The following is an 18,303-nucleotide window of genomic DNA, read 5'->3' on the forward strand; positions in this document are numbered from 1 at the left end:
GCGATCAACGCCCCCTCGCATGTCAGCAGAGGTAGAGCGTGGAAACCTTTCGATTCATCCTAAAACGGGTCGGGCAATCGGTTGTCGTTGTCTTTTTGGTGACAATCGTTGTGTTTGCCCTTTTGCATCTACTGCCAGGAGGACCGGCGCGGGGCATCCTCGGTGTTCAAGCCACGCCCGAGCAGATAGCGGCTTTTAAAGAGAAAAGGGGACTGGATGAGCCCTTAGTGATTCAGTATCTTGAATACCTTGGCCGCCTGCTGCAGGGCGACTTGGGACGTTCATATGTGCTGAATGCTCCCGTGGCCGATCTGATCATTGACCGACTGCCAAAGACGCTGTTGCTCTCGGTGCTCTCCGCCGCCGTCGGGCTCATGATCGCCCTCCCCTTGGGGATATGGCAGGCCTACAAGCGGAACAGGCCATCCGACTATGTATTGACGTCCCTTTCGTTCGTCGCATATGCCACCCCGGTATTCTTCGTGGGGCTGATTCTCATCATTGTCTTTACGCAGTGGTTGAGCTGGTTCCCGCCTCTTGCGCCACGGGGCGACTCAATCGCAGATATCCTTTCTGACCCTCAAGCCCTGGTGTTGCCCGTCACTACAGCGGCGCTGGGCATCATTGCGCTGTTCAGCCGTTATATGCGGGCGTCGACTCTGGATAACCTGTCAGAGGATTACGTGCGTACGGCAGCTGCCAAGGGAACTTCAGAGGGGCAGATCCTGGCGCGCCACGTGTTCCGGAATTCTTTAACCTCGATCACGACGATGCTCGGCTACTACATTCCGGTCTTGTTCGCCGGTTCCCTGGTGGTTGAACAGCTTTTCAACTATCCAGGGATGGGCCTCTTGTTCTGGAACGCCGCCCAGGCTCCGGACTTTCCGGTTCTCCTTGGCTGTGTGCTGATCATCTCGATTGCCACTGTGATCGGCAGTCTTTTGGCTGACTTGGTCCAAGTATTCATCGACCCACGAGTGAGGCATTCCTCATGAGCGAAGCACAAATAGAGGTATCACGGCGCGGGGGCGCGCCCGACGGCATGGCCGCACCGGTCAGCAATCGGATGCTTATGTGGAAGCGTTTTATGCGCAACAAGATTGCGGTGGTAGGGGCGGTCGTCGTCGTTCTCGCCTTCGCGTTCGCCTTCCTGGGACCACTCATCTATCAGACAGACCAAGTGCACGTTCAACTCAGTGCTGCCAACGAGGCGCCCAGCGCAAACCATTGGCTGGGCACGGACGCGGTCGGCTTCGACCAACTGGGACGCATGATGGTTGGCGGACAGGTGTCCCTGACCATCGGGTTGGCCGCTGGCGTCCTCGCGACGGTCATTGGCGCGTTGTGGGGATCGGTTGCCGGCTACACCGGTGGCTGGGTCGACGCCATTATGATGCGCATAGTTGACAGCGGCATCGCTATTCCGGCCCTGTTTATACTGCTCGTGATCTCGGCTATCGTCTCGCCGAACAGCTTAACCATGATTCTGGTGATCGGATGCCTGGCCTGGCTGGTGCCTTCGCGCTTGGTGCGGGCAGAAACACTTACATTGAAGAGCCGTGACTACGTGTTGACTCTTCGGGGCATTGGCGGTGGGCATTGGCGCGTTGTCAGCCGCCATATCGTACCCAATACGATCAGCACGCTGGTGGTGAATGCGACCTTCCAAATCGCTGACGCCATTTTATTGGTTGCCTATGTGAGTTACCTCGGTATGGGAGTGCAGGCACCCGCCACCGATTGGGGTGGCATGCTGAGCGCAGGGCTCTCTGCCGCGTACAGCGGATTCTGGTGGCTGATCATCCCGCCTGGAGTAGCAATCATCCTTGTCGTGTGTGCCTTCAATGCGATTGGCGACGGGTTGCGCGACATGTTTGACGTGAAAGGACGCTGATGACTTCCACAACGCTGGCGACTGAAGCCGCACTGAAGATCGACGACCTGAACGTGGCATTCACAGCCGAATCGGGCACTGTCCCGGCTGTTGAGGGCGTCTCCCTTCAGGTGGCACCGGGAGAAGTGCTCGCCTTGGTTGGTGAGTCCGGCTCCGGCAAATCCACGGTGGCACTGACCGCGATGGGGCTTCTTCCCTCGAATGCACAGATGACCGGGAATGTGTCCGTCGCCGGGTCAACTATCGACGTCCCTGATGGGCGGAGCCTGAACAAAATCCGGGGACGAGTCGTGTCGATGGTTTTCCAGGAACCAGCCAGTGCGCTGAATCCGCTGAAACGCATCGGTGACCAAATAGCCGAAGTCATTACCAACCACACCGACGTGCCGGCCCGGGAAGCTAAGGCCCGGGCGGTCACGCTGCTGGATCGCGTTGGCATCGCCGACCCGGAACAGAGGATTCGGGATTATCCGTTTCAGCTATCCGGTGGGCAGCGGCAGCGCGTGGTAATCGCCATCGCGATTGCCAACGATCCGGCCTTGCTGATTGCCGACGAACCGACGACGGCGCTCGACGTGACCGTTCAGGCGGAGATATTGGACCTGCTCCGGTCCCTGGCTTCCGGGACGAACACCGCCGTCCTCCTTGTGACGCACAATATGGGCGTTGTGGCCGACTTCGCTGAACGAGTCGCCGTGATGTTGAAGGGGGAGCTGGTCGAATCCGGCCAAGTGAACGATGTACTGCTCCACCCGCAGCATGAATACACAAGGCGGCTGCTGAAGGCAGTGCCGCGGTTGCGCGTTACTACTGATGAGCCGGACCCCGAGAACACCAACACCGAATCAGCAGTGTCGGCATCCGAACATATCGCGCTGGAGTTCGAAAATGTCAGCGTGACGTATGGACGCGGCCGGCGCCGTTTCGAGGCCCTGAAGAGTGTCAGTTTCCAACTTCCACAGAGTGCAACGTTGGGTCTTGTCGGCGAGTCGGGGTCTGGAAAGTCAACGACTGGACGGGCCGCGATCGGCCTCCTCAAGCCATCCGCCGGTTCCGTGCGCCTGTTCAATCGCGATCTAAGATCGCTTCCGTGGCGCACGCGGCGAAAGTTCCAAGCGCAAATTGGCATCGTTCTGCAGGACCCAGTGGCCTCGCTCGATCCCCGGATGAGCGTGATGGACTGTGTCGCTGAACCCCTGATGACCCATCGCCGTCTCTCCGGGACGGAACGGCGTCAAAAAGTAGCCTCACTGTTGGATTCCGTGCATCTTCCCGCAGGCGTGATCCGCCGCTTCCCACATGAGTTGTCGGGCGGCCAGCGTCAACGTGTCAGCATGGCACGCGCGCTCATCCTCGAACCCCGGCTGCTCATTGCTGATGAGGCAACGAGCGCCCTTGACGTATCTGTGCAGGCGAGCGTGCTGTCTGTTCTCACCGAGCTGCAGCAAACCTATGGCTTTGCCTGTCTGTTCATTAGTCACGATCTGGCGGTCGTGCAGCAGATGTCACAAACAGTGGCGGTGATGCGTCGGGGCGAAATCGTCGAGTCCGGACCGACCGGATCCGTACTGGTCAATCCGGAAGTCGAATATACGCGTGAACTCTTGTCCGCGGCTCCGGTCCCGGATCCCGTCGTGCAGAAACAACGACGCCGGACAGTTGAAGTCGGCGGGTCCGTGGGCCAGTGAATTCTGTACTAGTTGGAGTTGATATCGGTGGAACCACGACACTTGCGATTGCCTGTACGCCGGATCTGAGGATCGTCGCCACTCATAGCCGCGCTACACCGGCCAGGCTCGGAAACGGCGCCATCGTTGCCGAAACCGAGAAAGCCATCCAGGAAGTGGTGTCTTCCGCCGGCGGGGAACTGACCTGCATTGGCGTTGGCGCAGCGGGAGTCATTGACCATGTGGCCGGGTCAATCCTCTTCGCCAGCGACTCATTCGTTGACTGGGCCGGAACCGCAGTCGCGCGGCTGCTGCGCGATAGGTTTTATGTTCCTGTTTCATTGGAAAATGATGTAAACGCATTCCTGGAAGGCGAGGTAACGCTGGGCGCAGTTCAAGGATCGAAGGCTGCTTTGGGCATCACCCTGGGGACCGGGGTTGGTGGTGCCTTGTGGACGGACGGCAGGGTGGTGCACGGTGCCCACGGTGCGGCGGGCGAGATCGGCCATATACCCGGGTTCGGGACGGAGCGCTGCACCTGTGGCCAAATCGGCCACTTGGAAGCCATTGCCGCCGGACCTGCGATCGTACGACGCTACCGGCGCCTCAGCTCGCGGTCCAATGGCAAGGCGTTGAGTGGAACGGCCGGACAGACGGATGGCCCGGGGCTGACGGCCAAACACGTAGCCGACGCGGCACGGTCGGACGACGGACCGGCAATCCAGGCCTATTCAGAAGCAGGTGAGGCGGTGGGCAAGGCCATCCTGATGACTGCCGGATTGATGGACATAGATTCGGTCGTCGTCGGTGGTGGAGTCGGCGGCGCCTGGGACTTACTGAACCACGGAATTTCCAAGACGCTGGCACACGAACCGCCCATCAACGGCCAGCTGCCGGTAGTCGTTCCAACTGCACTTGGTTCGCATGCCGTTGCGCTGGGTGCGGCAACCACCGCCGCAGCAAATCTGGCTGTCGATGGCGCTGCTCACGTGTATTAACGGCTGGCGTCAGCGCTGGGTGCGGATGAATACAGGACATGCGGGATGCCGTAATCGCCTACTCGCGGGTCTTGGTGTCTATGACCGACGCCCAGTTCAGCAGCTCTCCCGGCGTAGGCGCAGCCGCATCGTTGCAGTTGGCGCAGGCTGCAGCGCTGGTCGCCATGTCTGCCCGGTTCAGCACGGGGATAAGTTCGCCGACCACGCCACTATGGTTCAGCACGTGCTCGCCGCTGCTAAGCCGCTGATCGGCGAGTCCCTCGATGCGGGCGACGCCGATGCGGCGGCATTCGCGAAGGTCGCCGACGCTTACGCGATGCCAAACGATTCCGAGGCGGAGAAGGAAGCCAGGTCCAAGGCGGTCCAGACAGCTTTGATCGGTGCGACGGAGCCGCCACAGCGGTTGCTTGAATTGGCCGGAAGATGGCAGCCCTCGGCGAAGAGCTGCTCGAGTGCGCGAACAGAAATATCCTCAGCGATATCGTTGCGGCCACTGCGGCGACCCGGGCCGCGGCCACGATCGCCCAGGCAACCCTCGAGATCAACCTGTCAGGCGTGAAGGACGACGACGCCCGCAGCACGGTTTCCGAACATATCCGCGGTGCTGATTCCCTGATCGACTCCTGCGACAATCTCACCAAACGGATCCGGGAGGATCTCCCGGCGTAGCCACAGCCCCAGAGGTGAACGAGAGCTCCGGTATTTCGATTGGCTTCATGCCGACAATTGCAGATACGTCCTGGCAGGAATTACCGACGAAGCGTCTGCTTGCCTTATTTCGAGCGGTTTTCAGCGCCCCTCAGTACAGCCCAGATTTACCAGGAGCGGCGCCATGAAGTTACCCGCCGTCCGTCCCGGTCTTGCCGTGCTGCATAGCCGATTCCTTGTCGAGCAGCCGCTGGTTGGCGGTGGACATGTGCGCCTCCATGGCGGTCCGAGCGGCGGCCGAGTCGCGGGTTTCGAGGGCTTGGAGGAGCTGGCGGTGTTCGTTGACGGCGTCGAGTGCTTCCTGCTCTTTGGCGATGCTGCGGTCGACCCACAGGCGGAGCAGCGAGCGCACGCTTTGCAGCAGTCCGCCGAGTGTCTCGTTGCCGGAGGCGGTGGCCAGGGTTTGGTGGAAGAGCATGTCGACTTCGACGAACGCGGCATAGTCATTCTTCCGGTCTTCCATTTGGGACAGGTATGTCCGAAGCGCGACGACGTCGTCGTCGGTGACTTTGGTGGCGGCGAGTTCGGCGGCGAGGATTTCCAATCCGGAGCGGATCTGCAGCAGGTCTTCGATCTTCCGGTCGCCCAGCATCAGTCCCCAGTTCAGGGTCTGGGGGAGCAGTTCGGAGGCGCCGCCTTGCAGGTAGGTTCCCGATCCGGGGCGGACCTGGACGACGCCGAGAATCTCCAGTGCTGCAAGCGCTTCCCGAACGGCGGATCGGCCGGTGCCCAGCATTTGGGCGAGGTGCCGCTCCGGGGGGAGCCGGGTGCCGGGGGAGACGTCCCCTCCGGTGAAGTAGGTCAGTAGTTGGGAGGCCACGGCCGCTGAGGGTGTGCTGGCAGGGACGGTTGTGAGCTTTCCCTGCAGTTCGTCGGAGGGGTTATTCGGATACGCCGGCATGGTTAAGAGCTTAGTCGCTATGTCATACGCCTTCCGATAATTGGTCAACCGGTTGACAGGTGTGATGTGCCCGATATAGCTTGTGGAGCATGTTCACAGATCTGGCAGCATCATGATCGGGCTGAGCACGTACGCCTACCTCTGGCGGTGGTCACAGCAGAACCCGGAGCCGATGAGCCTCGAGCAAATGCTCGAAGACACCCGCGAACTCGGGGTTGAGCTGTTCCAAATCTGCGACTATCCACCGCTGCAGACCATGACGTCGGGCGAGCTGATCCGGATCAAGGACGCCGCCGACGACCTCGGGCTGACTCTGGAACTCGGCACCCGCGGCATCGCCCCGGAGCATCTGCTGAAGTACCTGGATCTGGCGGAGCAATTGGGCTCCAGCCTGGTGCGGTCCATGGTCAAAGTCGGCGACGGCGAACCAGCGGTCACCGAGGCACCTTGGCTACTGGCCGACGTCGTACAGGAGTTCGGCCGCAGGGGAGTCGCCCTGGGGTTGGAGACGTACGAGCAGATACCGACAGCAGACCTGGTCCGCATCGTCGAGGCTGTGGGGGACGAGTCGCTGGGCATCGTGCTCGATCCGGGAAACTGCGTGGCCGCACTCGAAACCCCGAACGACGTCATCGACCGCACCGCGCCGTATGTGAACAACCTGCACGTCAAAGATTTCGCCTTCAGCCGCCGCGACGGATGGGTGGGATTCACCTACGCCGGCGCCCCGCTGGGGCAGGGCCTGCTCGACTACGACCACATGGTCGCCCAGGTCCGGCCGGCCGAGCGCGGCCTCAACCAGGTGATCGAACACTGGCTGCCCTGGACCGACAACATCGCCGAGACCATCCGCCTCGAGCAGCAGTGGACACAGCACAACGTGAAATTCCTAAGGAGCAAAGCAGCATGAACATCGACGACCTGACCATCGCCCTCATCGGAGCCGGCGGAAAAATGGGCCAGCGGATCTCCAACAACTTCAAGAAAACTTCCGCCAAGGTCTTCTACGCCGAAGCGTCCCCTGCAGGCCAGGATCGGGTGCGGGCACTCGGGCTCGACGTCACCGCCACCGAAGATGCAGTCAGCGACGCCGACGTCGTTATCCTCGCGGTGCCCGACGTCGCCCTCGGCACAGTAAGCGCGGACGTGGTGCCGCAGCTCAAAGAGGGGGCGCTGGTGCTCACCCTGGATCCGGCCGCTGCCTACGCCGGCCTGCTCTACCAGCGCGATGGCATCGAGTATGCATGTGCGCACCCGGCACATCCGTCGATCTTCCTCGAACGCACCACCAAGGAAGAATATGCCGACACCTTCGGCGGGATCGCCGCGCCGCAGAACGTGGTGGCTGCCGTCGACTCCGGCAACGAGGCAATCAAGGACCGCGCCGACGTCGTTATCCGCACCATGTATGCCCCGGTGATCGACGTGCACTGGGTGACCATCAAGCAGCTCGCCGTCCTGGAGCCGACGCTGGTGGAAACCATCGCCTGCATGATCGGCGGGCTGCTCAAGGACGCGCTGGAGGAAACCGTCAACACCGCAGGGGTCCCGCGCCCGGCCGCCGAAGCAATTTTCTACGGCCACATCCAGGTGGCGCTGGCCAACGCGCTGCGCGGGGACAACCCGTTCTCGGAAGCCTGCCACATCGCCATGGACCACGGCCGGGACGCGATCATCAAGGACGACTGGAAGCGGGTCTTCGACGACTCGGTGCTGGACGACACCATCGCGAAAATGCTCAAGCTCGAGGCGCTGCAGCGCTGATTCCGACGCCGGCGGTCGCATGCCGGCGACGTTCTTCTACTGACAATGGCGTATAGAAAGCGAACACCACAATGAACACCATCTACCTTGTAGGGGTCGCCGCCGCGGCCATCGTGCTGTTGCTGTTCCTGGTCATGCGGCTGAAAATGCCCGCGTTCGTGGCGCTGCTGCTGGTCTCGATCCTCACGGCGATGGCGTCCGGAATCGCACCGCAGGACATCATGCCGCTGGTGATCGAAGGCATGGGAGGCACGCTCGGCAGCGTCGCGTTGCTGGTGGGCCTCGGCGCGATGCTCGGAGCCGTCGTGGAGAAATCCGGCGGCGCGGAGATCCTGGCCGAGAAATTCACCGCCAAGCTGGGCAAGGAACGGGTGGGTCCGGCACTGCTGCTGGTCTCGGCTGTAATTGCGGTGCCGATCTTCTTCGACGTCGCGTTCATCATCCTGATCCCGATCATGTTCAGCTTCGCCAAGGCCGCCGGGCACAAGTCACCGGTCTTCGTCGGCGTGCCCATCGCGGCACTGATGGTCTACATCCACAATTTCGTCCCGCCGCATCCCGGCGTCACCGGCAGCAGCACTCTGCTGGGGGCCGACGTCGGACTGGTCACCGTGGTGGGCCTGCTGATCTCCATCCCCGCCGGCATCCTTGCCTACTACGTCAGCAAGAAGATCACCACCAGCCGCGAGTTCACCATCGATCCGCAGGTGCAGCAGAAGTTTGATGAGTCGGGTGCAGCGGACGTGCCCGACGGCGGTTCGGCCGGCTCTGGTGGTGCCGGCAGCTCCGGCGGGGCCGGTGGCTCGCGCCCTGGCAGTTCCCGCGTGGTTGGCGGCGTCGACGGGGCAGGCAATTCCGCCGGCTCGGACGACTCGGTGGCCGTGGCCGCCCCGGCTTTCACTCGGCCCGGCGCGGCTGCCGTCGTGTCGATGATCCTGGTGCCGATCCTGATGATCTCCGTGGGCACAGTCGGCTCGATGTTCCTCGCCGAAGAATCGACCGCCGCGCACGTCATCTCGCTGATCGGGGAACCGGGACTGGCGCTGTTGGTGGCACTGGTGCTGGCCATGTACTTCCTCGGCGCCCGCCATGGCTGGGACCGCCAGAACCTGAGCAGCATTATGGACGCCGCTCTCGCCCCAGCGGCCATCGTCGTCTTCGTCACCGGCGCCGGCGGCGTGTTCGCCAAAATCCTGACCGAAAGCGGCATCGGGGAGACCATCTCAAGTTCGATGGTCGACCTGGGAGTGCCCATCCTGCTGCTGGCATTCCTGCTGGCCAGCGTCTTCAAGGTCGCCCAGGGCTCGGGAACCGTCGCCACGCTGGCCACGGCCGGGCTCATCCAATCGGCCGTGACCCAGGGAGACTACTCCGCCATTCAGGTCGTGCTGATCGTGCTCGCCATCGCCTGCGGATCCGTCGCGCTCTCGCACATCAACGACTCCGGATTCTGGATCGCCACCAAATTCCTGGGGCTCTCCGTCGCTGACGGACTGCGCACCTGGACCGTGCTCGCCACAGTCCTCGGCTGGGCCAGCTTCCTGCTGATCAGCGGAGTGTGGATCCTCGTGTCCTGAGGGGCGGCGGGAACTTGATCCCCCACTTGCATCGAATGGAACCGTGCCCCGACCGATGCAGGCCCGCTGCTTCCGCCACCCGCTTTGCAATATCTGCTCGGCCGTTAGTGGCGGACGAGTGCCAACAGTGTCGGCACGACGTGAAGTCGCAGCAGGGGAGCGACATTCGCGTATTCGGACGCCTCGTCCAGACGCATCCAAACCAGCTCAGCGATCTCTGCGGCGGCCATCGGTTCTTCTATGGAATCAGAGCAATAGATCGTGGACTCGACCACTGTGTCTGGCTCATTAGCGGCTGTGGCCCGCCAGCTGCCCAGTAAACGCAGGGACGCCGCGGGCACCTCAATACCGAGTTCTTCGGCCAACTCGCGGGTTGCTGCTTCGTCCGAGGCCTCGCCGGTTTCAAGTTTGCCGCCAGGGAGCATGAACATGGTCGTTCCGCTCTTGCGGACGGTCAGCATGCGGCCCTCGGCGTCGCGCAGGACGACACCGGCGATGGTCAGAACAGTTGGCATGAGCCGATGCTACAGGCGCCTGCCTTCATTGTGGGGATCGACGACGGCGGCGTCGCCTCAGTGAGGACGGGCGGTTCATAGGCCTCGCCTCATGCCCGCGGCGGCCACTGGCTCCGGATCAGCCGATGTGAACCACGTGTTTGCCCTGCACGCCGCCGGCCTCAAGTGCGCGATGGGCGGCGGCGACATCGGCAAGCGGGTGGATTGTATCGACAACGGGCCGCACCTGCCCGGGCACTTTCCCACCAGGGCCGCTCTCATCGGCGAAGCCTTCAGCGAACAGATCGACCATTGCATCGAGACCCTGGACGCGGCGATCACCGACCCTGATCCCTGGCATGGCTTTTCGTCCGCCATCGAGGAAATAAGCACTATGCAAGCCGCCGATCACGGTTTTACGGCAGCGCTTCTCGCCCGGTTTCCGGATTCAGCCGAGTTCGACCGTCAACGTGCCCGGGCTGAAGCCGGACTGGCACGCCTGGTTCGGCGCGCTCAGGATGCGGGGGAATTGCGCCCGGATTTCAAGCTCTCCGATATCTTCCTGGTGTTCCGCGCCAACAGCGGTTTTGCCCAAGACTCCCTGGAGTCCTCCACCATCGCGTCCCACCGCCTCACCGCGTATCTATTGCAGTCATTCCGCGTGCAGGATGCCTCTCCGCCCGCCGCCCCGGGGCAGCTGCCGCCTCCAGCACCTTTCGATTTGCAGCACGTGCTCGGGGTAGACACCAGTTCTGCTCGTTAGACCTCAGAGGGGCTGTTCAGCAACTGCGCCAAGTGGATCAAGCGCGTCGACGATCCGGTCCGGGCCCACGAATACGTCAATCGCGCCGTCACGGTCGCGACCTCCGGACGCCCCGGCCCCGTAGTTTTGCTGATGCCGAAGGACGTGCTGGACGCCAAGGTGGAGGAGCCGGAGACAGCCGCACGCCCGGCAAAGCTGGGGGAGTACCCGCTCGATCGCAGCCGCCCGGACGGACAGCGCGTTGCCGAAGCCGCCCACCTGCTCGCTAACGCCAAAGCGCCCCTCATCGTGGCAGGCGGCGGAGTGCACCTGTCCGGTGCCGCCGAAGAAGTCGCCCGGCTGCAGGAGCTTGCTGGCATCCCCGTCGCGACCACCAACATGGGCAAGGGCAGCGTTGCCGAAACACATGAACTGTCCCTCGGAGTCATTGGCAACGCCCTCGGGAAGAATTTGCCGAACCGCCAGGTCCGGAAGCTGGTGGACGACGCCGACGTCATCTTCTTTGTCGGCACCCGCACTAACGAGAACGGTACGGGCTCGTGGAGTCTCTTCCCGGCCGGTGCCACCTACGTCCACTTCGATGTCGACGGCGGGGAAGTAGGCCGCAATTACCCCGCCCACCGTCTCGTGGGCGACGCCAAACTCGGACTGCAGGACATTACTGCCGAACTCGAGAAGGCTGACCTCAGTCCGCGCGTGGCGGCCCGAGACGACGCAGCCCGGCAGATCACCACCGCCAAAGAAACCGCGGCCGCCGAAGCGGCGGAGCGCATCTCCGCTCCAGCCGGCGAAAAGATCACTCCGCAGCAGGCCATGGCTGTGCTCGACCGGCACCTCGGCGAAGACGACATCGCCGTCGCAGACGCCAGCTACTCCACACTGTGGATGACCGGGTACCTGACCGCGAAGAAAACCGGCCAGCGGTTCATCTCACCCCGCGGCCTCGCCGGACTGGGGTGGGGCCTGCCCTTGGCCATGGGGAGCCAGACCGCCAATCCGGACAAACGCGTCGTGTGCATCAGCGGAGACGGCGGCTACGGGCACGTCTGGGCCGAAATGGAAGCTGCAGTTCGAAACCGCCAGCCCATTGTTTCCATCGTGCTGAACAACTCAATCCTCGGATTCCAGAAGCACGCCGAAATCGCCCAGTTCTCGCAGTACACCTCGGCCATTTCATTTGCCAGCGTCGACCACTCCGCTATCGCCCGGGCTGTCGGAGCCCAAGCCGACACGGTGACTAACGTTGACGAACTGGAGGACGCCCTGAAACGGGCCAGGGACGGTTCAAGTTTCCACCTGATTGAGGTGATAACAGAAGCGGATGCCTACCCGCCGATCGCCGTGTGGGATGACACGGATCCGGAGAAGTTCTTTGGGTGACGCTGAGGCTGGCAGCCGCAACGTCAGCTTTGTTGCACCTCAATATTCAGTGGCGCACAGAAATCGGTCAGCCAGAAGATTCCCTCTGGAGTGGCAAAGACGCGGCTAAAATCAGGGTCAATGGACAGATCTGCCGGGGTAACGCGGTCTCCGAACAGCATATAGGCTGCATCAGAGTCACAGCGGGCGCTGGTCCAGGTGATGCCATCGAACCCCGCCCTATGCGCAGCTTCCGCCCACAGAACAGTCTCGGCGTACCGCTCATCGTCGGTGTCAGTGATGTCTTTTCGCCCCACGCCGATTGCCCGCAGGCCGGTACCTCTGAAGGATGCAAGGCTGAGGTCCTGCTGCACGGTCAGGCGGCCGAGCAACAGTCTGAGGTATTCGGACGGGAGTACTTCTCCACCCTCGTACGGGATATCCCGGAGAAGCGTTTCGCACAATGCGCTGGATTCCGATTCCGCACAATAGAGAATCGGGATCACCGGGTTCCCGAAGAATGCGAACCGGGTGGGAGGTCCATAACCCGGGTTGAATGCGTCCAAGGACGCCCCCGGTCGGGTGTTGCTGATGACGCGGTACAGTTTGGCACCTGCACGCAGGTTTTCCGACAGGGGACGAAACGGACCTTTGGGCCCGTCTACCATTGGACGCCGAAGTGCCGGGTGGCCGCGTTGATAACCCGCTCTCTTTCATTCAAGTGGTCAACAGGCCGGTCTCCGGCGAGTTGCCGGGTCTTCAGGCAGAGCCATTGGGCGAGGTCGCCAGGTTCGACGTGGTGACGGTCGGCGATCTTGATGAGTTCAGGGATCAGCGGGTGAATGCTGGCGCCATCAAACTGGAAGCCAGGGTAGAGGTAGGCATTGCGCCGGCGGACGCCGAGGAGCTGTCCTTTTTTGCGCCGATCTGCTGCGTAGGCGTTGCGATTGCTCGATTGTGAACCAAGGAGATCTGCCACCTGCGGTGCGGTGAGCAGCCTGAATTCGTGCTCTATACGCCGCCAGCCGTTTTCTCTGGCTTGAACACCCCTGGCCATTTGAGGTGGAACCGGCACTTGCACGGATGCGATGGCGGGGCCAAGGGCTGCAAGACTGGCATGCATGGTTCGCAGCCCAGCTTCGAGGGTGTCGTTGCGGGCGGCGTCGAGGCTGCTGTTTTCGGGATTGGTGGTAGTCATGGGCCGATTCCTTCTTACGATTCTTATGACTCATCATATCTTCAGAATCATCTTTGTTGAAGTGCTTGCGACGACTTTCCTACTTGCTGCACAGCCCGATGAGCGCCCCAAGCTGCTCCAACGCAGCCGGCTTCTTCGGCATGTGTTTGGTCAGTTCCGGTGACCGGATGATCACGGCTCTCCATTGGCCCCGCGAGATCGCAACGTTGATTCGGTTCCGGTTGAGCAGGAACTCGATGCCACGCGGCGCTTCCGAGGCGTTGGAACAGGCCATGGAGACAATGACGACGACGGCCTGCTGGCCTTGGAATTTGTCGACGGTGCCGACGCGGACGTTTGGCAGTCCAGCTGATGCCAGCCGCTCGCGGATAGCCTGTACTTGAGCGTTGTAAGCGGCCACTACCAGGATGTCGGCTTCTTCCAACGGACGCGCAGGAGCTTTCAGCTCGTCTGTCCACTTCAGCCCCAGATGCCGGCGCACTTGCTCCTCAACTTCGACTGCTTCTTCCGTCGACGACGTCGAGTTGCCGGTGTGCGGCACCATCACGCATTCGACTCCGGCCGGAACGCCTTGAAGATGGCGACGGGCAGCGGCGTCGGCCGACTCCAACCGTCCCTCGTACGACAGCCGGGACACCGCGCCGCACAGTTCAGGATGCATCCGCCAACTGTCGGCAAGGAAGTATCCCATCTGCCCGGGAAGGGTGGGGTGCCCTGCGGCGAGCCATCCGAGAGCCGATTCGTTGACCGGTTCGGGGTGCTTGCCTTGGCTCACTTGTGGCAGTTGCTGCGGATCGCCGAGCAACAGCAGACGTCGCGTCGCGCGGGAGACGGCGAGCGTGTCGGCCAGGCAGAACTGTCCGGCTTCATCAATCACCAGCAGGTCGAGCGATCCTGCCGGCACCTGCTGCCCAGTCATCGTCCATGCGGTTCCACCGACCAATGCTCCGCCCTCCGCACCAAGCAGACTCGCGACGTCGTTCTCTCCCCGACGCGACCACGGCACATCCTTGCTGTCAGTTTTCTTGGCTACTTGGTCCTCGGGGACACCGGCTTCGATGGCGGCTTTGATGAGGTTTTCGACGACGGCATGGGACTGGCCGACGACGCCGACCTTCCAGCCGTTCGCGACGAGCCGCTGGATGACGTGCGAGCCAACATACGTCTTGCCGGTGCCCGGAGGACCCTGCACAGCGAGATAGGAATGGTCCAGATCGTCGACCGCGGCAGTGATGGCGTCGATGTAACCGCTCGGCCCATCCTGAACCTTTGGAAGACCGGGCAAGGTGGCAAGGCGCGAGGCACGGCGGCGCAGAATATCGAGACCCGGATGATCAGGTAACGTCGGCAGTTGACGGCTCACCACTGATGCGAGTTCAGCCAGGGCTGCTTCAATATTTATGGTGCCAATGGGCCGTCCGGGGGAGAGGGCAATAGGCGCCTGCTCGTATTCGTGGCCTCCGCGCTTGAGCTTCTCCTTGACGACCAACACATCGTGGACGCCGTCGTGGTCGACCTCGACGATCTCGGTTTCAAACCATCCGGCGCGGATGCTGTTGTTGGTCAGTTCGGGCCTGAGGTCATCGGGGATATCCGGTTCCTCATAGATCCGGAAGAACGTCTTGCCGGCCTTGTAGTTCGAGCCAGAGCCGAGCATGCCGGTGAGTTTGAGGTGCCGTACGGGATTGCTCTTGGAATTGGGCTTCTCCCAATCACTAACAACCTCGGCACGTTGCACGGTAAAGACGTCTGTCGTGTCCTCCCACTCTTCGAGGGCGCTTTCCAATCGGTCGAAGTGGGCCCACCAGAACTGCTTGTTCTCCCGACGGTGGTAGTTCACAGCCGCTGCCACCATGGCCACTGCCTGATCATCATCGGACAAGTCATGGCCCGGAAGAGCTTGGAGATATTCCAATAAGTGAGTCTCTTCTGGGGAAGCATTGGTCGCCACAGTGGTGGGAACGTCGTCGGCGGCATCTGAGGATTGCTGCCTCGGCTCAATCCCGCGCTCCTGGGCGAGTTGTAGCAGCCAGTTGTGTAGCTTGAGAGTGGACAGGCAGTCGTAGCGGTTGTAATCCTCGATCCCGGCCAGCGTCTTTGCTGCCTGCTCCTGTTCGCCGGCATCGCGCTGCTGGCAGTAGATGGCGTACGCAACCACTGAAGCACCGGCGTCGGTGATGTCCCCTGAGCGCAGCTCCGTTCCCATGTAGAGCGGTTCGAGCTTCTTGATGCTGTAGGAGTTCTCGGAGATGCGGATGCAGCTGCGGACCATGGGGAGCAGGTCGAATAGGACGCCTTCGCGCAACCACTGATCGACAATCTCCTCGCCCACGCCGTGCTGGGTGGAGAGGTTCCGCAGCGCCGTCTTTTCGTAGGCGGCATAGTGGTAGATCTTCATATCCGGGTAGGTCCGACGACGGTCCTCGACATAGTCGAGGAAGTCCACCAAAGCACGTCGCTCGTCTGCACGATTGTGTGCCCAGAACGGCTTGAAAACTGGTTCCGTACCAGGAATTGCAGCGGGTTCGACGACGCCGAACAGGTACTCGATGCCCCATCGGCCGTGCTCGTCCTGCCAGAGTGGGTCCCCTTCGAAGTCGAAGAAGATGTCGCCCTTGCTTGGTATGGGCAGTCTGTCCAGCGTATTCTCTTCCAGCACACGGTAGCGCAGCGTTTGCTCCGCTCCGTCGTGACCGGGATAGCGGACCTCTCCATCCGTCTGTGCAGTTCCGGTCTGCATGCGGGCCTGATCCTGCAGTTTGCGCAAACCAGCGTTTCCGGTTGGGATGTCTGCGGACGCCAGATCGTCAATTGTATAGATGCCCTGGTCACGGAGCTTCTTGCGCCGGGCAACGCTCATGTTTGCCACGAGCAGCAGATCCCGCGTCCTATGAATCTCATGCTGGCAGTAGCCGCAACGGCCACACGAGGTAATGTCCTCACGATTCCATTCGACCGGCTCCGGCTGATCCCGATGCGCGGCAGTGAACTCCAGGAGCCGCTGGCGTCGTTCGCGGAAGACCGGAAGGAGATCATGCAAACTGTGATTGCTGTGAGCCCCTGTTCCGAGGACCAGCGTCACTTCCGGATGGACAGCGATTCCTGCCTGGATGAGCTGATCGCCGTAGGCGGCAAGCTGCAGCAATGCTTCGACCTTGGCGTGCCTGGCCAGTTTGGTGTCATAGACGGCGTAGACGCCGTCGCCTGTATTGACCAGGAAGTCCGAACGTCCGTGGAACAGGCCGTCGAAGAACGAGCCTTGGAAGACAACGTCGGCGCCCGCTTCCAGCGCAGCGATCGTTTCTCTGTGCTTATCAGCCAGCGACTCCCGTTTGATCGCGGCTGCGTCGACTTCGTAGACACCCGTGCCGGCATGTGCGTCCCAGGGTCCAAACTTCTGCCTGTACGCCTCGAGGACTTTATGCTCGTGGACATCGCCCAGCTCTGCTGTCCGGGCCAGCATCTGGTCTTCGGTTATGTCGAGCTTGAAAACTCGCCCCAACTTCTCGTCGAGGATCCGCAGCAACTGGTATTCGCACCGCGACGCGATGACTAAGTCGCTCGCCGAATAGATGAGGTCGCGATGGTCGACGGTATCGGTTGAATCGAGCAAGAACACGGTGCCTCCCCAAGGCTGGTGCGGTGAAGATCAATATATAGGTGTGACGCATGCCCGCTCCGGACGGGCAGTCTCGCCCTTCCGCAAGAACAGTTTCAGTAGAGCATTCGCTACCGACAAATTTCGATTTCCTCTTCGCAGGGCTGTCGCGCAGCAGTCATCAGACGTTACAAACGTGACCGGCCCGGGCGTCTGGTCCGCGTCGATATCAAGAAGAGGGGCTCATCCTGCGGCCCAGCGGCCGCGGTCTGCAGCCGGGCGCAGAGGGCGTTCTGTAGAATGGGCCCGGTTGAGTTCGGGACGCCGCAGACAATGTCTCGTGATTAGTCGTTGAGATCAAAAATCCTCGAAAGCTCATCGATCGTGAATTGATTTCGCAACTTGCAGGCGCTGTGTTGGTTGGCGAACATACCCAGCTGCCAATAGGCTTGATCGCGGTCCACCGTAGCGATCCATTCGACCGGTACAACGTATTCAGCGGCATCTGCCCCTTCGGGTGCGTCCGGGTGCGAATAGACTCCATTCAGTTCAAGAGATCGAAACGGTCTGTTGACTCCATCGACATAGAGACTCGCTTCATCGGCCGTTGCTGGTGGACCTGTAACGGTGCCGACCGCGACATAGCCGTTCTGTGGAATGTGCACGAATACACGAGCACCTTCTGGAAGGTTCTTTATCGTTTTTGAATACCATTCGCCACCCCCAGCTGATACGAACCCGTATCTCTTGGCATCTTCCCAATACCGGGATCGGTTATCGACACCATACGAAACGTACCAATCGCGTCCATTCCAATCAACCGTTGACGACGTGCTCTTCTTTCCTTTCGCAACCGGAACTGGCGCTTCTTCGTCCATGAGCCAAGTTCTGGCAAGGTACTGGTGACCACCATCAGTAAAGTAGCGGAACACCATTACGTTAATCGGTACGTTGTAGTAGCTATTGAGGTAGGAGACTATTCGTTCAGTGTCTGAATCGACGTTGCTGGCTATCAGCGTCATTGTATGACCGCTATTGAGGGCCCTTCGCATTTGAGCGTGGTTAGGGTGTCCTCAGGAATTTGAGATGGCGGGATGTTCTGCGGCTGCTGCGGCGTGGCGCGCACGGAACGGGGTCAGGGTCTCTTTGAATTGGTAGCGACCAAACTTCCAACCTCAAAAGAGACCCTGACTTGTCTAATTCTACGTCCTGTCCCGGTGGGCGCTGGTGCGAACGCGCTGACACTCTGCTCGGTATCACTGGAGTGCACATCACCTCCGTCACCGGATCTGCCGAGAGCCTGCTCCTTCGCATTGAAACGGATCAGTCCCTGGCTGGTTGCCCGGCCTGCGGCGTCGTTGCCATCGGGCACGGACGCAGGC

The 18,303-nt window shown here is 61.5% G+C and carries 16 protein-coding genes and 2 pseudogenes; 11 read left to right on the forward strand and 7 right to left on the reverse strand.

Features of this window, described 5'->3' with window-relative positions; translation table 11 throughout:
- Positions 1 to 38: 38 nt before the first annotated feature.
- The 4 genes from H535_RS0108060 to H535_RS24220 are packed head-to-tail and all read left to right on the forward strand — an operon-like array spanning position 39 to position 4,559.
- Positions 39 to 995 (forward strand): ABC transporter permease, encoded by a 957-nt coding sequence (locus H535_RS0108060; protein WP_026819150.1) that lies wholly within the window; start codon positions 39 to 41, stop codon positions 993 to 995.
- Entirely contained in the window at positions 992 to 1,894 is a 903-nt protein-coding gene (locus tag H535_RS0108065) for an ABC transporter permease (protein ID WP_081416522.1), read from the forward strand. The genes H535_RS0108060 and H535_RS0108065 overlap by 4 nt, the downstream gene beginning before the upstream one ends.
- Positions 1,894 to 3,582, forward strand: a complete 1,689-nt coding sequence (locus tag H535_RS24215) for a dipeptide ABC transporter ATP-binding protein (protein WP_035768757.1) — start codon at positions 1,894 to 1,896, stop codon at positions 3,580 to 3,582. The genes H535_RS0108065 and H535_RS24215 overlap by 1 nt, the downstream gene beginning before the upstream one ends.
- On the forward strand, positions 3,579 to 4,559 hold the full coding sequence (locus H535_RS24220) for an ROK family protein (RefSeq protein ID WP_035768759.1): 981 nt from the start codon (positions 3,579 to 3,581) through the stop codon (positions 4,557 to 4,559). Before H535_RS24215 ends, H535_RS24220 begins: the two co-directional genes overlap by 4 nt.
- 58 nt (positions 4,560 to 4,617) lie before the next feature.
- Here H535_RS24220 and H535_RS29880 read toward each other — a convergent pair whose 3' ends face one another.
- A complete protein-coding gene (locus H535_RS29880; protein WP_245580228.1) occupies positions 4,618 to 4,764 on the reverse strand; it encodes a hypothetical protein in 147 nt (48 codons plus the stop codon).
- Here H535_RS29880 and H535_RS29885 point away from each other — a divergent pair.
- Positions 4,765 to 5,228 (forward strand): annotated as a pseudogene (locus tag H535_RS29885) (cyclodeaminase/cyclohydrolase family protein); the annotation flags it as partial. It abuts the gene before it with no gap.
- A 169-nt stretch (positions 5,229 to 5,397) separates the two neighbouring features.
- Here the strand turns inward: H535_RS29885 and H535_RS24230 are convergent.
- Positions 5,398 to 6,168, reverse strand: a complete 771-nt coding sequence (locus H535_RS24230) for a FadR/GntR family transcriptional regulator (protein WP_051298808.1) — start codon at positions 6,166 to 6,168, stop codon at positions 5,398 to 5,400.
- Between the two features lie 112 nt (positions 6,169 to 6,280).
- Here H535_RS24230 and H535_RS29890 point away from each other — a divergent pair, with 112 nt between their 5' ends.
- The 3 genes from H535_RS29890 (at position 6,281) to H535_RS0108100 (ending at position 9,509) form a co-directional block, all read left to right on the forward strand.
- Complete coding sequence (locus H535_RS29890) at positions 6,281 to 7,078, forward strand: sugar phosphate isomerase/epimerase family protein (protein ID WP_035768761.1); 798 nt, start codon at positions 6,281 to 6,283, stop codon at positions 7,076 to 7,078.
- Positions 7,075 to 7,932, forward strand: coding sequence for a phosphogluconate dehydrogenase C-terminal domain-containing protein (locus H535_RS0108095; RefSeq protein WP_026819153.1), 858 nt, complete (start codon positions 7,075 to 7,077; stop codon positions 7,930 to 7,932). The genes H535_RS29890 and H535_RS0108095 overlap by 4 nt, the downstream gene beginning before the upstream one ends.
- A 71-nt stretch (positions 7,933 to 8,003) precedes the next feature.
- Entirely contained in the window at positions 8,004 to 9,509 is a 1,506-nt protein-coding gene (locus H535_RS0108100) for a GntT/GntP/DsdX family permease (protein WP_026819154.1), read from the forward strand.
- 104 nt (positions 9,510 to 9,613) lie between these two features.
- Here H535_RS0108100 and H535_RS0108105 read toward each other — a convergent pair whose 3' ends face one another.
- Positions 9,614 to 10,024, reverse strand: coding sequence for an NUDIX hydrolase (locus H535_RS0108105; RefSeq protein WP_026819155.1), 411 nt, complete (start codon positions 10,022 to 10,024; stop codon positions 9,614 to 9,616).
- A gap of 91 nt (positions 10,025 to 10,115) precedes the next feature.
- Between H535_RS0108105 and H535_RS30370 the strand changes: the two genes are divergently transcribed.
- Together H535_RS30370 and H535_RS24240 are read left to right on the forward strand one after the other, a co-directional pair.
- On the forward strand, positions 10,116 to 10,766 hold the full coding sequence (locus H535_RS30370) for an SbtR family transcriptional regulator (RefSeq protein WP_051298810.1): 651 nt from the start codon (positions 10,116 to 10,118) through the stop codon (positions 10,764 to 10,766).
- Positions 10,767 to 10,898: 132 nt separating this feature from the next.
- Entirely contained in the window at positions 10,899 to 12,146 is a 1,248-nt protein-coding gene (locus tag H535_RS24240) for a thiamine pyrophosphate-dependent enzyme (RefSeq protein ID WP_051298812.1), read from the forward strand.
- A 23-nt stretch (positions 12,147 to 12,169) separates the two neighbouring features.
- Here H535_RS24240 and H535_RS0108120 read toward each other — a convergent pair whose 3' ends face one another.
- From H535_RS0108120 to H535_RS28950, 4 genes are all read right to left on the reverse strand, one after another.
- Positions 12,170 to 12,793, reverse strand: a complete 624-nt coding sequence (locus tag H535_RS0108120) for an RES family NAD+ phosphorylase (RefSeq protein ID WP_026819156.1) — start codon at positions 12,791 to 12,793, stop codon at positions 12,170 to 12,172.
- The gene (locus tag H535_RS0108125; RefSeq protein WP_026819157.1) at positions 12,787 to 13,323 is read right to left on the reverse strand and encodes a hypothetical protein; all 537 of its coding nucleotides are present in this window, start codon (positions 13,321 to 13,323) and stop codon (positions 12,787 to 12,789) included. The genes H535_RS0108120 and H535_RS0108125 overlap by 7 nt, the downstream gene beginning before the upstream one ends.
- 79 nt (positions 13,324 to 13,402) lie before the next feature.
- Positions 13,403 to 16,942 (reverse strand): TM0106 family RecB-like putative nuclease, encoded by a 3,540-nt coding sequence (locus tag H535_RS0108130; protein ID WP_026819158.1) that lies wholly within the window; start codon positions 16,940 to 16,942, stop codon positions 13,403 to 13,405.
- A gap of 323 nt (positions 16,943 to 17,265) precedes the next feature.
- Positions 17,266 to 17,943 carry a hypothetical protein gene (locus H535_RS28950; protein ID WP_155838614.1) on the reverse strand — a complete coding sequence of 226 codons (678 nt, stop codon included), beginning with the start codon at positions 17,941 to 17,943 and terminating at the stop codon, positions 17,266 to 17,268.
- 170 nt (positions 17,944 to 18,113) lie between these two features.
- Between H535_RS28950 and H535_RS29600 the strand changes: the two are divergent.
- Positions 18,114 to 18,303: pseudogene (locus H535_RS29600) on the forward strand (ISL3 family transposase); the annotation flags it as partial.

The organism is Arthrobacter castelli DSM 16402 (assembly GCF_000430705.1).
Classification (GTDB): Bacteria; Actinomycetota; Actinomycetes; order Actinomycetales; family Micrococcaceae; genus Arthrobacter_C; species Arthrobacter_C castelli.